The 14,252-nt window shown below is 63.0% G+C and carries 13 protein-coding genes; 4 read left to right on the forward strand and 9 right to left on the reverse strand.

Annotation, left to right across the window (positions count from 1 at the left end; translation table 11 throughout):
- Positions 1 to 10 precede the first annotated feature (10 nt).
- Positions 11 to 1,636: a methyl-accepting chemotaxis protein gene (locus M5C71_RS01240; RefSeq protein ID WP_103494261.1), complete on the forward strand. Its 1,626-nt coding sequence runs from the start codon at positions 11 to 13 to the stop codon at positions 1,634 to 1,636.
- 49 nt (positions 1,637 to 1,685) lie between these two features.
- On the opposite strand, the gene M5C71_RS01245 is transcribed toward M5C71_RS01240, so the two are convergent.
- The 9 genes from M5C71_RS01245 to M5C71_RS01285 form a co-directional block, all read right to left on the reverse strand.
- Complete coding sequence (locus M5C71_RS01245) at positions 1,686 to 2,663, reverse strand: NAD(P)-dependent oxidoreductase (RefSeq protein WP_103494262.1); 978 nt, start codon at positions 2,661 to 2,663, stop codon at positions 1,686 to 1,688.
- Positions 2,664 to 2,682: 19 nt separating this feature from the next.
- Positions 2,683 to 3,981 carry an MFS transporter gene (locus M5C71_RS01250; RefSeq protein WP_103494263.1) on the reverse strand — a complete coding sequence of 433 codons (1,299 nt, stop codon included), beginning with the start codon at positions 3,979 to 3,981 and terminating at the stop codon, positions 2,683 to 2,685.
- 63 nt (positions 3,982 to 4,044) lie between these two features.
- On the reverse strand, positions 4,045 to 4,998 hold the full coding sequence (locus M5C71_RS01255; RefSeq protein ID WP_103494264.1) for a sugar kinase: 954 nt from the start codon (positions 4,996 to 4,998) through the stop codon (positions 4,045 to 4,047).
- Positions 4,991 to 5,779: a TIM barrel protein gene (locus M5C71_RS01260; RefSeq protein ID WP_103494265.1), complete on the reverse strand. Its 789-nt coding sequence runs from the start codon at positions 5,777 to 5,779 to the stop codon at positions 4,991 to 4,993. Before M5C71_RS01260 ends, M5C71_RS01255 begins: the two co-directional genes overlap by 8 nt.
- Before the next feature lie 71 nt (positions 5,780 to 5,850).
- Positions 5,851 to 6,879 (reverse strand): LacI family DNA-binding transcriptional regulator, encoded by a 1,029-nt coding sequence (locus tag M5C71_RS01265; RefSeq protein ID WP_103494270.1) that lies wholly within the window; start codon positions 6,877 to 6,879, stop codon positions 5,851 to 5,853.
- 104 nt (positions 6,880 to 6,983) lie between these two features.
- Entirely contained in the window at positions 6,984 to 7,913 is a 930-nt protein-coding gene (locus M5C71_RS01270; RefSeq protein WP_247263128.1) for an alpha/beta hydrolase, read from the reverse strand.
- 221 nt (positions 7,914 to 8,134) lie between these two features.
- Entirely contained in the window at positions 8,135 to 9,076 is a 942-nt protein-coding gene (locus tag M5C71_RS01275) for a choline ABC transporter substrate-binding protein (protein ID WP_100943482.1), read from the reverse strand.
- A gap of 134 nt (positions 9,077 to 9,210) precedes the next feature.
- On the reverse strand, positions 9,211 to 9,822 hold the full coding sequence (locus M5C71_RS01280; protein ID WP_103499143.1) for a LysE family translocator: 612 nt from the start codon (positions 9,820 to 9,822) through the stop codon (positions 9,211 to 9,213).
- Positions 9,823 to 9,873: 51 nt separating this feature from the next.
- Entirely contained in the window at positions 9,874 to 10,725 is an 852-nt protein-coding gene (locus tag M5C71_RS01285; protein ID WP_103499142.1) for an AraC family transcriptional regulator, read from the reverse strand.
- A 172-nt stretch (positions 10,726 to 10,897) separates the two neighbouring features.
- On the opposite strand from M5C71_RS01285, the gene M5C71_RS01290 reads away from it, so the two are divergent.
- The 3 genes from M5C71_RS01290 (at position 10,898) to M5C71_RS01300 (ending at position 14,206) form a co-directional block, all read left to right on the forward strand.
- Entirely contained in the window at positions 10,898 to 12,001 is a 1,104-nt protein-coding gene (locus M5C71_RS01290; protein WP_103499141.1) for a P1 family peptidase, read from the forward strand.
- 309 nt (positions 12,002 to 12,310) lie between these two features.
- Positions 12,311 to 13,759 (forward strand): serralysin family metalloprotease, encoded by a 1,449-nt coding sequence (locus tag M5C71_RS01295; RefSeq protein ID WP_103499140.1) that lies wholly within the window; start codon positions 12,311 to 12,313, stop codon positions 13,757 to 13,759.
- Between the two features lie 51 nt (positions 13,760 to 13,810).
- On the forward strand, positions 13,811 to 14,206 hold the full coding sequence (locus M5C71_RS01300) for a protease inhibitor Inh/omp19 family protein (protein WP_248767051.1): 396 nt from the start codon (positions 13,811 to 13,813) through the stop codon (positions 14,204 to 14,206).
- The last annotated feature ends 46 nt before the right edge of the window (positions 14,207 to 14,252 follow it).

The following is a 14,252-nucleotide window of genomic DNA, read 5'->3' on the forward strand; positions in this document are numbered from 1 at the left end:
AGAGCAGCCCATGTCCCTACGAAATATGAATATCGCTCCCCGCGCGTTTCTCGGTTTTGCATTTATTGCATTGCTGGTGATTGTGCTGGGGGTCTTTTCCCAGACCCGTATGACGGTGATTCGCCAGGCATCCATTGATATGGAAACGAATCAACTGCCTAGCGTCGGGTTTCTCGGCAATGTGCTCGAAGACGTGCTGCGTATGCGCATCCTGTCTTTTCGCCTGCTGCTCAACCGTGACTCCGCATCCCTGCAGGACACCGATACGCGGGTTGCCGCCCTGGTGGACAAAGTTCGCAAGGACGTGAAGAGCTACGCCGATTTGCCTGCTGATGGGGATGAGCTGGCCAAGTACAAGGAGTTCTCGGGCACGCTCGACACTTATATCCGGGACCAGAGCCAGATGTTGGAGCTGTCGCGACAGGATAAGGTCGATGAGATGCGTAATCTGATCAATAACCAGATCAAGGCCGGTACTGACCTGATGGGCGTGCAGCTCAACCAGTTGGTGGCGATCAACAAGGCCGGGGCCAAGGCTGCGTCGGCCCAGGCCGGTGAGCAATACAGCAATGCCAGTTTCGGCATTATCCTGGTTTCGGTGGTGGCGGCGCTGGCGACCGTGCTGCTGGCCTGGTTGTTGACCCGCAGCATCGTGGCGCCGCTGAACCAGGCGGTCGAAGCCGCTGAAGCCATTGCTGGTGGCAACCTGACCAAGGCCATTGCCATTGAAGGCAAGGATGAACCGGCCCGCCTACTGGGCGCGTTGTCAAAGATGCAAGGCAACTTGCGCAAGACCATCGAGCAAATCTCTGGTTCCGCCACGCAGCTGGCGTCGGCCGCTGAAGAGCTTAGCGCGGTGACCGAAGAGTCGTCCCGCGGGCTGCAGCAGCAGAACAACGAGATCGAGCAGGCGGCCACCGCGGTCAACGAAATGACCAGTGCGGTGGAAGAAGTGGCACGCAATGCGGTGTCCACCTCCGAAGCCTCGCAGCAATCCAATCAGGCGGCTCGTGACGGACGCGACCGTGTCGTGCAGACGGTGGAGGCGATCCAGGCCATGACCCAGGACGTGCAAAGCACCTCGGTGCTGATCGAAGGCCTGGCCACCCAGGGTCGCGATATCGGCCAGGTGCTGGATGTGATCCGCGCGATTGCCGAACAGACCAACCTGCTGGCCCTCAATGCCGCTATCGAAGCCGCACGGGCGGGCGAGGCCGGGCGTGGTTTTGCGGTGGTGGCCGATGAAGTGCGGGCGCTGGCCCATCGTACCCAGCAGTCGACCAAGGAGATCGAGCAGATGGTTGCCGGTATCCAGAATGGCACCGGTCAGGCCGTGCAATCGATGCAACAGAGCAACCAGCGGACCCAGAGTACCCTGGAAACGGCCCGTGCCGCCGGTGTGGCCCTGGAGCAGATCACCCAATCGATCAACCTGATCAACGAGCGCAACCTGGTGATTGCCAGTGCCTCGGAAGAGCAGGCGCAGGTCTCCCGCGAAGTGGACCGCAACCTGGTGAACATCCGCGACCTGGCTTCCCAGTCGGCCGCTGGTGCCAACCAGACCAGTGCCGCCAGCCATGAGCTGTCGCGCCTGGCGGTGGACCTCAATGCCATGGTCGCGCGCTTCGTGATCTGACGCTGCGAGCGTTGCCAGGGCTCGGCGACGCTCGCTACCGGCACGGCTGTCAGTGCGGGTAGGCCTGGGGATTGACCAGATTTGCCGGTCGTTCTCCGGCCAGGGCTGCCAGCAGATTGTCCACCGCACAGCGTGCCATGGCTTCACGGGTTTCAAAGGTGGCCGAGCCGATATGCGGCGTGGCCACCACGTTGGCCAGGTTCAGCAACGGCGAGTCCGGCGCCAGGGGTTCGCGCTCGAACACATCGAGGCCGGCGCCACGGATCTGCCGGTTCTGCAAGGCCTGGATCAGCGCCTGCTCGTTCACCACCTTGCCCCGGGAAATATTGATAAGGATGCTTTCCGGGCGCATCAGGGCCAATTCCCCGGCACCGATCAGCCCCTCGGTCTGAGGGGTCAGGGGCAATGTCAGGCAGACAAAGTCGGCTTCCTGCAACAGTTCGTGCAGTCCCAGGTAGCGCGCATTGAAGCGTTGTTCCACTTCAGGCTTGGGCGAGTGACTGTGGTAGAGCACCGGCATGCCGAAGCCGAAATGCCCGCGCTGGGCCAGGGCTTCACCAATACGGCCCATGCCGATGATGCCGAGCTTCTTGCCATGTACATCCGTGCCGAAATGCAGCGGACCGATATTGCGCGTCCACTGTCCGTTGCGCACCAGGTTCGCCAGTTCCACCACCCGTCGGGCGCTGGCCAGGATCAGGGCGAAGCCGGTGTCGGCGGTGGTTTCGGTGAGCACGTCCGGCGTGTTGCTGAGCAGGATCCGTCGGCGGGTCAGGTAATCGATGTCGTAATTGTCGACCCCCACCGAGACGCTGGCGATGGCCTCCAGGTGTGGCGCCAGGTCAAGCAGTGCGGCGTCCAGCTTCAGGCTGGCACCGAGCAGGCCCCGGGCCTCGGGCAAGGCGGCACGCAGTTGCGCCAGGCCGTTGTCACCCAGATCGTCGATCAGGGTGACCTGGGTGTGCTCATGCAGGCGGGCCATCAGCGAGGGCGAGAGCTTCTTGTACAACACAACCGGTTTTTTCATCGGGTTCGCTCGACAGGGTTCAGGGATGGGACAGCGCACGGGGCGTCGGCAAGCCCTTGGGGGCTGCGCGATCGCTGGCGCCGGGATTGAGGAATACGGTCAGGATCACTGACAGCAGCAGGGCGCCGCTCATCAGCAGGTAGGAAGCCCCCGGCGAACCGGTTTCGCTGTTCAGGTAGCCCACCAGGTAGGAACCACCGAAGGAACCGAGGGCACCCATGCTGTTGATCAGAGCCATGGCACCGCCGGCAACGTTGGCTGGAAGGATCTCCGGGACAATCGCAAAAAACGGTCCATAGGGCGCGTACATGCAGGCACCGGCGATCACCAGCAGGCTGTAGGACCACCAGAAATGTTCCGCGCCCAGGGCGTAGGAGGCATAGAAGGCCACCGACGCCACCAGCAGCGGTGGCCAGACAAAACGTTTGCGCCGTTGCAGCTTGTCCGAGCCCCAGGACACCGCGAGCATGGCGATCACCGCGGCCAGGTAGGGCAAGGCCGACAACCAGCCGGCTTCGACCATGTCCATCTTCAAGCCGCTTTTCAGAATCGACGGCAGCCACAGCACAAAGCCGTAGACGCCGATGCTCCAGCAGAAGAACTGCAGGGCAAGGATGATCACCTTGGGTTCGCGGAAGGCCTGGGCATAGTTTTTCACCGCCTTGATGCCGACCTGCTCGGCGGCCAGGGCGCTGTCCAGGTCGCGCTTTTCCTGCGCGCTGAGCCAGCTCGCCCGGGCTGGACGCTCATCGGCCAGGCGCCACCAGATAAAGGCCCAGATCACCGCCGGCAGGCCTTCGACGATAAACATCCAGCGCCAGCTGAAGTGCTGCACCAGATAACCCGAGACCACCGACATCCAGAGCATGGTCACCGGGTTGCCGAGGATCAGGAAGGTATTGGCCCGCGAGCGTTCCGCACGGGTGAACCAATAACACAGGTACACCAGCATCGCCGGCATCACGGCGGCTTCGACCACGCCAAGCATGAAGCGGATGCCGATCAGCATATAGGCGTTGGAAACGATGCCGGTGAGGGTGGCCAGGCCGCCCCAGAGGATCAGGCTGACGAAGATCAGCTTCTTCACGCTGTGCTTCTGCGCGTAGAGGGCGCCGGGCACCTGGAAAAAGAAGTAGCCGAGAAAGAACAGTGCGCCGAGCAGCGACGACAGCCCGGGGGTGATCTGCAGATCGGCGGCCATGCCCGAGGCCGCGGCGAAGCCATAGTTGGCGCGGTCCAGGTAGGCCAGGCTGTAGGTGATGAAAACGATGGGCATGATGTACCACCAGCGGCGGGTGGCGAGTTTCAGCGTGTGCATGGTGTGGCTCCTGAGCTTGTTGTTTTTGTCGCAGCAGGTGGCATTCGGAAAACGCGGTCTTGCTTAGCCGACGGGCGCGGGTCGGCGTGCCGCTGTCAGCTGTTCCCGGGTCGGCAAACCCTCCATGTCGCCGCGGCTCTGCACCGCCTGGGCGCCGATCCAGTTGCCGCGCGCCACGGCCTGGGCCGCGCTGTGGTTCTCCAGCAGCGCACTGACCACGCCAACGGCGAAAGCATCACCGGCACCGACCGTGTCCACCACGACCTGCACCGGCACCGCGGCGACAAACCCCTCGTCGCGATGGGTCCGGTAGTAGGCGCCGTCAGCCCCGAGCTTGATGGCCACGACGGCGGCGCCCTGGTCGAGGTAGAAGGCGGCGATATCCCGCGGCGCCTGGTAACCGGTGAGCAAGCGGCCTTCGCCCAAGCCCGGCAGGACCCAATGGGCGAGGGCGGCCAGGGCGTTGATGTCTTCGATCATCTGTCTTTCGCTGGGCCACAGGCTCGGTCGCAGGTTGGGGTCGAAGGACACGCTGCGCCCGGTCGCCGCCATGCGTGTCATCAGCTCGAACGACAGCTCGCGGGCACTGGCCGAGAGGGCAGGAGGAATCCCGGTGGCATGCAGATGCCGGGCCTTGAGCAGCTCCGGGCGGATATCGGCCACTGACAGGTGACTGGCGGCCGAACCCCGACGGAAATACTCCACCTGCGGGTCCTGGCCCTGGTCTTCCCGGGACTTGAGTTGAAAACCGGTGGGATAGCCCGGGTCGATATCGACGTAATCGCAGTGCAGGCCTTCGCCTTGCAGGGTGTCGATCACAAAACGGCCGAGGGAGTCGGCGCCGACCCGGCTCAGCCAGTTGACCTTGAAGCCCAGGCGCGCCAGGCCGATGGCGACATTGCTGTCGGCGCCGGCGATGCGCTTGTGGAAGTGCCCGACCCGGGCCAGGTCGCCGGTCTGTTCGGCGACGAACATCGCCATGGTCTCACCGAACGAGAGGATTTCGATTTCAGGCATGGGCTGTTTCCTCCATGGAGTGGCCCAGGCGGGCGAGGGTGCGTACCTGTTCGCGGGTGACGGCCAGCAGGTCGTCGCCTTGCAGCGGGTATTCAACGGCTCGGGTCAAACCTTGACTCATCTGGCCCAGCAAACGTTCCCACTGTTCCAGGTCAACGGCGTTCGGTGGCAGGGCGACGAGCTTGCCGTCCGCACGCAGGGCCACGGCCTTGCAGTGCAGGTAGTCGACATGCCGGCCGAGCAGGCGCGCGGCGCTGCTGGCGGATTGGTCCTGCCAGCGCCAATTACCGATGTCGAAGGTCATTTTCACCGGCAGTTGCTGTTGCTCGACCTGATCGAAAAAGCGCAGCAGGGGTTCGATTCGGCCGCCCTGGGTGGTCTGGTCGTTCTCCACCAGCAAGCGGACTGATGATGCCGACAACAATCCTGCCAGTGCCGACAGGTCGCAGTTTTCACTGAAGTAGCCCAGGGAGACTTTCAGCCAGCGGGCGCCAAAGGCTTCGGCGCGTTGCAGGGTAGCCGCCAACTGCGGGTCGGGACGCGACTGACCCGCGGGCCACAATTCCAGGGGTGACGAGTAGGCACACTCCAGGCCCATGGCCGTCGCGCGGGTTGCAAAGCGCTGCGGATCTTCGTTGGTCAGCAGTTCTTCGCGTACTTCGATGCGACTGGCGCCGGCCTCGGCCAGCAGTTCGATAAAACTTTCCTGGCCACGTTCGCGAACCAGCGTCGCGCCGTAACTGGAGAGGCTGATGGAGACGGGAAACAGCTGTTCTTTCATTGTTGTTGTACCTCTGAAACCGGTTTCATTTTTTGGCAGGCTTTACAGCGGAGGCCAGGCTCCGCTGCGTCTCAGGCAAATCTTGTACGTTGGGTGGACCCACGGACGATCAACTGCGCGGGAAAATCGAGGGCTTTGGCGGCGCCCTTGTCACCCCGCAGGCGCTTGAACAGGCAGTCGAAGGCACTGGCGCCGATCTGCTGTGTGGGCTGGGCGAGGGCGGTGATACCGCTACCTACCAGGGGGAACCATTCCAGGTCGTCGAGGGCGATCAGGCCGATATCGTCGAACAGATTGCAGCCCAGCTCGCGCAGGGCCTGGACACAGGCCAGGGCGGCAATGCCGTTGGCACAGAACAGCGCCTTGGGTCCGGCACTGGGGGCCGCCAGGAAATCCTGCAACTGATGTCGCAATGATTCGCCGGTATGGCCGATGCTGCCGCTCAGGGCATCACGCCTGGTGATTTCGAGATTGAAGTGTTCAATCCGTTCCAGCCGCGAGCTGGTGCCGTCAAGGGGTTCACTGACCAGCATCAGGTCGCGGTAACCCTGTTGCTCCAGGTGCTCGACGGCGCTGCGTACGGCGGCACCATTATCAAGGCCGACCAGATCGCTGCCCAGGTGCTCGACCCTGCGGTCCACCAGCACCATCGGCATTTCCCGTTGCAGTGCCTGCAATTCTTCGAGATGGTGACCGAGGGTATTGAGGATCAGGCCTTCGATGTTGTACGAGCGCAGCGCCGCCAGGTGCAGGCGCTCCTGCTGGTCGTCGCGGTCGGTGTTGCACACCACCAGGCTGTAGCCGTGGGCGCGGCAGGCGGTTTCCACGCCATGCATCACGGCAATCGAATAAGGGTTGCGGATATCGGCCACCAGCATGCCGATCAGGCGCGTACGGCCGCGTTTCAGGCCACGGGCCATCTGGTTCGGGCGGTAGCCCAATTCGCTGATCGCCTGTTCGATGCGCAGGGCGATGGCTTCGGAAAGCAGGGCGCGGTCATCGCCGATAAAACGCGACACGCTGGCCTTGGAGACCCCGGCGCGTTCAGCGACATCGAGCATGGTCACGCGGCTGCGTTGGGCGGCGGAAAAACTGTTCACGGCCTGAAACCTTTTCTTGGAGTTGTCGGCAGGCGGTTGGTGCATTGGCACTGAAACCGGTTTCAGAAGAACTCAAGGCAAGGTCAGTCGTCAAGTAACTTTTGCTACAGGTCCAGGGAGTGGTGCAGGGCGGCGAGGAGTTTTTCGTAGAGCAGATCGACCTCCGGTGCACTGCCCCGGGCGCGCAGGCAGCCGTGCACCAGGCCGTGGCCGGGATGGAAATCCACACTTACACCGGCCGCTTGCAGGCGTTCGCTGTACTCCACGCCGTCGTCGCGCAAGGGGTCGAATTGCGCCACGGCGATAAACGCCGGGGCCAGGCCCCGCAGGTCCGTGGCCTGCAACGGCATCGCATAGGCCGAAGGGGTGGCCGAACCCGGCAGGTACAAGGCGTGGTAGCAGTGCACATCGCTGGCGCCGAGCAGCGGCGCGTCTGCGCATTCGATGCGCGAGGGCAGTCGGTCGTCGCCACCCAGTCCTGGATAGATCAGGGCTTGTAGCCGCGGCTGCGCTTGGCCGGTATCGCGCAGGGCCAGGCATACGGCGGCGGCGAGATTGCCCCCGGCGCTGTCGCCGGCAATCGCCATGCGTTGCGGGTCCAGTTGCCAGGTTGCGGCGCTGTCCTGCAAACCGCGCCACACCGCCAGGCAATCATCGAAGGCCGCCGGGAAGGGATGTTCCGGTGCCAGTCGGTAGTCGACCGCGATGACCACGGCGTTGAGCCGGGAGGCCAGTTCAGCGGTGATGAAATCGTGGGAGTCGAGGTCGCCGACCACCCAGCCGCCACCGTGCAGGTAGACCACGCCGGGCCAGCCATTGGCGGGTGTTGCTGAAGTCGGACGGTATTGGCGTACGGGCACCTGGCCGATCAACTGTTCGCTGACGCTGATGTTCGCCGGGCGTGCTGGGGTGAAGGCTCGGCACATAGCGCTGTAGCCAAGGCGTAGGCCATTGATCGTGCTGTCCGGGGCGTTGAGATCGAGGGTCTTGGCGACAAAGGCGCTGAGTTCGGGGGAGAGCGGGTAATCGGTCATGCGCAGTCTCAGTTCTGTACGAGGTGTCAGGAGAACCTGTGGCGGCGATCTTTAGGGCCTCTTCGCGGCGGTGCGGCGATCCGACAAGCCCTGCTCCTACAGTTCGGCGTCGGATACAGATTTTGCGCACTCCATGGACCTGTAGGAGCTTGGCTTGCCAGCGAAGAGGCCCGTGAGGACGCTAAAAGCTTCGCGGGCAAGCTCCGCTCCTACAATGGGTGTTATTTCAAACTGGCCTGCACGGTCGCCACACCGTCCTTGCCATCAACACTGGTCACGCCGGCCAGCCACTTCTGCAGATCTTCCGGGTGATCGCGCAGCCATTTCTTGGCCACGTCCTGGGGCGTCTGGCGCTCCATGATCGGCACCATCAACTGGCTTTCCTGGGCGGCGCTGAAGGTCAGGTTCTCCAGCAGCTTGTTCACGTTCGGGCAACGCTGGGCGTAGTCCGGGGCGGTGACGGTGGACACGGTGGCCGCGCCTTCGTTAGGCCCGTAGACATCTTCGCTGCCGGTCAGGTAGGTGATCTTCATATTGATGTTCATCGGGTGCGGGGTCCAGCCGACGAACACCACGAACTCCTTGCGATTGACCGCCCGCTGCACGGCCGCGAGCATCCCGGCTTCCCCGGACTCCACCAGATTGAAACCCTTGAGGCCGAAGTGGTCGGTATCGATCATGGTCTTGATGGTGGTGTTGGCGCCGCTGCCGGGCTCGATGCCATAGATCTTGCCACCGAGCTTGTCCTTGAACTTGGCAATATCGGCGAAGGTCTTCAGGCCCGCGTCAGCCACATATTGCGGCACGGCGAGGGTGGCCTGGGCGTCGGAGAGGCTGGGCTGGGCCAGGACCTTGACCTGGTTGGCGGCGACAAAAGGCGCGATGTTCTTGTCCATCGCCGGCTTCCAGTAGCCGAGGAAGATATCCAGGCGCTTGTCCCGGATCCCGGCAAAGATGATCTGCTGCACGGCGCTGGTCTGCTTGCTTTCATAACCCAGGCCGTTGAGCAGCACGTCGGCCATGCCACTGGTGGCGATCACATCGGTCCAGTTGACCACGCCCATGCGCACGGTCTTGCAGGAAGCGTCTTCGGAGGCGAGCACGCTGGTGCTCAGGAGGGCGGTACCGCAGAGGAACAGACAGCTGTTGAACAGTCTTTTCATGATACGCAGGTCTCGCGGCAGGTCGTTTATTGTGGAGTTCGGTGTCTTCATGCACCGTCCGGCCACGTTACGCAGCCGGCTGCTGGCAAAAGCGCACCAGTGCGACCGGCTTTTGCACTGCAGCGACCCCGACGTTATACCAACACGCTCAGCCAGGCTGAAACCAGCAACAGCAGCGCCATGCAGCGATTGAACCGCCGCATCGCCAGGGGCGAGCGAAACAGCCGCGCGGAGCCGACACCGAGTACCGCCCACAGGCTCATGCATGGCAGCGACACCAGGAAGAACACCAGGGACAGTGACAGCACGTGGGCCTGGCGTTCGGCACCGCTGCCGGCGAACACGCCGACCACCGCCAGGGCCATCATCCAGACCTTCGGATTGATCAGTTGCAGGCTGGCCGCGCCCAACAGGCCGAGACGTTTGGCCGGAGCTGCATCAGGGTCGATGGCACTGGCCGGTGCGCTGAAGATCTGCCAGGCCAGGTAGCTCAGCCAGGCGATGCCGAGCCATTGCATGCCGGTGCGGACCTGGGGCCGTTGTGCCAGCGATTCACCGACACCGCTGCCCACCAGCAGGACGATCAGTGCCGCGCCGGCACCGGCGCCGAGGATGATCGGCAGGGCTGCCGCCAGGCCATGGCGGGCACTGTTGCTCAGCACCAGGATATTGTTCGGCCCGGGGGTGACGGAGGCGACGATGGCGAAGAGCACAAAGGGCAGGAAGCTGGAAAGGCTGGACAACATGGGGAGGGGCTCCACTGAAAGATCGATCAACCGATCTTCCCGCGCGCCGCCTCAGGCGTCTGGAAGATTTGAGCAGCGCTTGCGGTAGGCGGCGGGCGTCAGCCCGTAGGCGCGGACAAACCAGCGGCCCAGGTGGCTCTGGTCGGCAAAGCCCAGGGTCATGGCGACGTTCGCCGGGGTTTCGCCCCGGGACAGCAGTTGCCGCGCCTTGGCCACCCGCAATTGCACCAGGTAGGCGTGGGGCGGCAGACCGTAGGCGGCCTTGAAGGCTCGGGTCAGGCGGAAGCGGTCGACACCACAGACGGCCGCGACCTCATCCAGGCTCAGGTCATGTTGCAGATGGGCGTGCAAGTACTCGCGGGCAACCTGCGCAACCCGTGGCAGGCGCGGGTCCTCGCGGTAGCGGGCGCGCCAGTGCAGATGGTCGGTGAGGCTGTCGAACAAACGGTCGAGGGCGCTTTGCCGGACGATGCGCAATTCCTGGGTGTGAATGGCCTGGAACGCGGCACTGGTGGCCTGGGCCAGGCGGGTGTCGGTGGCCAGGGTCGCGGCAAAGCTCAGTTGGCTGCCCGCCGGGGCTTCCTCGAACAGCGCGCTCAGTTCCCGTTCCAGCCAGTGTGGGTCGAGATAGATGGTGCGGTAGGTGAAGCCGCCGTCGGTGGGTGCGTCGCCGTCATGGATCTCGCCGGGTTCGAGCAGGAAGACGTTACCTGCCAGGCTTTGGTAGCGGGTGCCCCGGCAATTGAACTGCTGCACGCCTTGTTCGGTGACACCCACCAGGTAGCTGTCGTGCCAGTGGGCATCGTAGGCATGGGTATGCCCCTGGAAACGCGCGCGCAGGGTTTCGATGCCGGTGTCGCGGTCCTGGTTCAGGTCGACCCAGTGGTTGACGGTGCTGGACATGGGGTTCCTGGAGTCGTGGTCAATCTGCAGTGCTTCAGTAGAGGCTGGCGGCCGGGTAGCAGTCTAGAAGATCCGTGCACGGGCTCGACAGTACCCCGATAGGGGAATTGGCGAGCGGGAAGTGAGCGCCTAGAGTGGCCGCACATTTCAAACCCGCGGACAGAGAGGGATTATGCGCGCACGTGAATGGGGAATCACCCTGGGCCTGGGAACACCGGGGCCGTTCAATGCCATCACCGATGTGCCCGGTGTACGGGTCGGCCACAGTACATTGAAGACCGAGATCGACGGCAAGCAGGTGCGCACCGGCGTGACGCTGATCCAGCCACGGCCCGGCGCGGCGCGGCAGCAGCCCTGTTTCGCCGGTTGCCATGTGCTCAACGGCAATGGCGATGCCACGGGCCTGGAGTGGATTCGCGAAGCCGGGCTGCTGACCACGCCCGTGGCGATCACCAATACCCATAGCGTCGGTGTGGTGCGCGATGCGCTGATCGCCGACGAGCGCGACAGCCTGGCGGACCCGGCGGTGTACTGGTGCATGCCGGTGGTGATGGAAACCTATGACGGGGTGCTCAATGATATCTGGGGCCAGCATGTCGGCCCCGCGCAGGTCCGTGAAGCGCTGGCCGATGCCAGGCCCGGTCCGGTGACCGAAGGCTCGGTGGGTGGCGGTACCGGGATGATCTGCCATGAATTCAAGGGCGGTATCGGCACCTCATCCCGGCGCCTGTCGGCAGCGCAGGGCGGCTGGACCGTCGGCGCGCTGGTCCAGGCCAATCATGGCAAGCGCCAGGAGCTGCGGGTGGATGGCTATCCGGTTGGTCGCCAATTGCTGGATATCCCGTCGCCTTTCGCCCGTCGTGGCACCCCGGGCATGGGCTCGATCGTGGTGATTCTCGCCACCGACGCACCCTTGCTGCCCCATCAATGCCAGCGCCTGGCGCAACGGGCTTCCATCGGTATCGCCCGCACCGGCGGCGGCACCGAGGACTCCAGCGGCGATATCTTCCTGGCCTTCGCCACCGGCAACGACCAGTTGCCACCCGCCGACTACGGGCGCAAGGACCTGCCGTTCAGCAGCCCGCTGGCGATGCTCAACAACGATCATATTTCCCCCTTGTTCCTGGCGGCCGCCGAAGCGGTGGAGGAGGCGATCATCAATGCCCTGCTGGCCGGCGAGGACATGAACACGGCCGATGGAACAGCGGTATCGGCGTTAAGCGGCGAAGTTGTCCTGAATGCATTGAGAACGAGTGGTCGACCGGGAAATTTATAAGTATAAAAGTGACTGGCTGGTCATTTATTGATGCACTTCCCATATGCATTCTTGCGACTTGAAGTTTTCCGAAAGTCTGCTTGCGGGAGTCGGCCGTTACTGTCAGAAAAAACTTTCATGGCGTTGTCCAGCGTTTGTAGGTGTTTTCGGTGTTTATGGGATTTGTTATCAAAAAAGCGCTGGACGTTTGATTTCAAATTGTGTCAGTTTCTCGCTGCCTTCAAAAAGGGCGAGTGATAGGATGATCTCGCCAAGGGATTGTCGCTATCTGACAAAAACTGTTTCACTTGCAAACAAGGAAGTGTGTTTATGTCGAAAGTCAAAACCAAAGCTATTGTTTCTTCTGATGCGGCACTGGCGGCCAACGGGACAAGTTCCGCCTTTAACCAGATCGATAGCTTCAGCCATCAATACGACCGTGGCGGTAATCTCACGGTCAATGGCAAACCCTCCTACTCCGTCGATCAGGCCGCCACGCAACTGCTGCGTGACGGTGCCGCCTGGCACGATCTGGACGGCAGCGGCAAGATCGAACTGACCTATACCTTCCTGACTTCCCAGACCTCGAATTTCAGCGGTCTGGGCGTCACCGGGTTCAGCCAGTTCAGCGCGCTGCAGAAGTCGCAGGCCGTGCTCTCCATGCAATCCTGGGCGGACGTGGCCAATGTGACCTTCACGGAGGCGGCGAAGGGTGGCGATGGTCATATGACCTTCGGTAACTACAGCGGCGGGCAGGAAGGCGCGGCGGCATTCGCCTTCCTGCCGGGAACCGAGCCTGGCTACGACGGCCAGTCCTGGTACCTGACCGGTAGCGGCTACAACGTCAACAAGACGCCTGGCCTGAACAACTACGGTCGCCAGACCCTGACCCATGAGATCGGCCATACCCTCGGCCTGGCTCATCCCGGCGACTACAACGCCGGCGAAGGCAACCCGACCTACAATGACGCGTCCTATGGACAGGACACCCGCGGCTACAGCGTCATGAGCTACTGGAGCGAAAGCAACACCAGCCAGAACTTCAGCAAAGGCGGGGTCGAGGCTTATTCCTCGGGCCCGCTGATGGATGATATCGCGGCGATCCAGAAACTCTACGGCGCCAACTACAGCACCCGTTCCGGCGACACCACCTATGGGTTCAACTCCAATGCCGGTCGCGACTACCTGAGCGCCACTTCGTCTTCGGACAAGCTGGTGTTCTCGGTCTGGGACGGCGGCGGCAACGATACCCTGGACTTCTCCGGGTTCACCCAGAACCAGAAGATCAACCTGCATGACGGCTCGTTCTCCGACGTTGGCGGCATGGTGGGTAATATCTCCATTGCCCAGGGTGTCACGATCGAGAACGCCGTCGGCGGTTCGGGCAACGACCTGCTGATCGGCAACGATGCGGCCAACGAACTGCGTGGCGGTGCCGGCAACGATATCCTCTACGGGGCTGGCGGTGCCGACAAGCTCTGGGGTGGTTCGGGCAACGATACCTTCGTGTTCGCCGCCGTTTCCGACTCGGCGCCGAAAGCGGCCGACCGGATCATGGACTTCACCAGTGGCCAGGACAAGATCGATCTGTCCGGGATCACCCATGGTTCGGGCCTGACCTTCGTCAACGCGTTCACCGGCCATGCCGGCGATGCGGTACTGACGTATGCCTCGGGCACCAACCTGGGTACCCTGGCGGTGGACTTCTCCGGGCACGGCGTCGCCGATTTCCTGGTGACCACCGTGGGTCAGGCAGCGGTCACGGATATCGTGGCTTGAGTTGATGCGGTAGGGGCAGCGCTGCAGCGCTGCCCTCTGGCCAGGTAGTCCATGCCCATGATCAAGAGCTTTGTTCGCAGTACCTATTCGACGTGGCTGATGGCTGCGTTTCTGGCGTTTTCTGGAGAAGTCACCATGGCGAGCAGCCTGCTCATGACCAGCCCCGAGGCCCTTGTCGGCCAGTGGCGGATGTACCCTGAAGGTGAGAACCCCCAGGCCTGCAAGCTTGACCTGGCGTTGCAGTCACCGCGCCTGAGTGGCGACCTGGAGTGCATCGCCGGCTGGTTGGGCGAACGCCCGGCCAACTGGGAACCGACCCCCGATGGCCTGTGGCTGTATGGCGCCGAAGGGACTGGCATCGTCCATCTCAATCGGCAGAAGGCGGATCGTTATGAAGTGCGTTTGAAGAATGGAAGCGTTCTGGTACTGGTGCGCGATAAGCCCTGAGCATCCAGGTGCAAATCGATTAAACGGCAACTTGATGCCTTGTGCC

Origin of the sequence: Pseudomonas sp. MWU12-2345 (assembly GCF_023242385.1) — a bacterium.
Lineage (GTDB): Bacteria > Pseudomonadota > Gammaproteobacteria > Pseudomonadales > Pseudomonadaceae > Aquipseudomonas > Aquipseudomonas gingeri_D.

Excerpts from the sequence above, each read along its gene's own strand:
- M5C71_RS01240 (WP_103494261.1), top strand. The coding sequence starts at position 11 with ATGTCCCTACGAAATATGAATATCGCTCCCCGCGCGTTTCTCGGTTTT.
- M5C71_RS01245 (WP_103494262.1), bottom strand. The coding sequence starts at position 2,663 with ATGAAAAAACCGGTTGTGTTGTACAAGAAGCTCTCGCCCTCGCTGATG.
- M5C71_RS01250 (WP_103494263.1), bottom strand. The coding sequence starts at position 3,981 with ATGCACACGCTGAAACTCGCCACCCGCCGCTGGTGGTACATCATGCCC.
- M5C71_RS01255 (WP_103494264.1), bottom strand. The coding sequence starts at position 4,998 with ATGCCTGAAATCGAAATCCTCTCGTTCGGTGAGACCATGGCGATGTTC.
- M5C71_RS01260 (WP_103494265.1), bottom strand. The coding sequence starts at position 5,779 with ATGAAAGAACAGCTGTTTCCCGTCTCCATCAGCCTCTCCAGTTACGGC.
- M5C71_RS01270 (WP_247263128.1), bottom strand. The coding sequence starts at position 7,913 with ATGACCGATTACCCGCTCTCCCCCGAACTCAGCGCCTTTGTCGCCAAG.
- M5C71_RS01275 (WP_100943482.1), bottom strand. The coding sequence starts at position 9,076 with ATGAAAAGACTGTTCAACAGCTGTCTGTTCCTCTGCGGTACCGCCCTC.
- M5C71_RS01280 (WP_103499143.1), bottom strand. The coding sequence starts at position 9,822 with ATGTTGTCCAGCCTTTCCAGCTTCCTGCCCTTTGTGCTCTTCGCCATC.
- M5C71_RS01285 (WP_103499142.1), bottom strand. The coding sequence starts at position 10,725 with ATGTCCAGCACCGTCAACCACTGGGTCGACCTGAACCAGGACCGCGAC.
- M5C71_RS01290 (WP_103499141.1), top strand. The coding sequence starts at position 10,898 with ATGCGCGCACGTGAATGGGGAATCACCCTGGGCCTGGGAACACCGGGG.
- M5C71_RS01295 (WP_103499140.1), top strand. The coding sequence starts at position 12,311 with ATGTCGAAAGTCAAAACCAAAGCTATTGTTTCTTCTGATGCGGCACTG.
- M5C71_RS01300 (WP_248767051.1), top strand. The coding sequence starts at position 13,811 with ATGCCCATGATCAAGAGCTTTGTTCGCAGTACCTATTCGACGTGGCTG.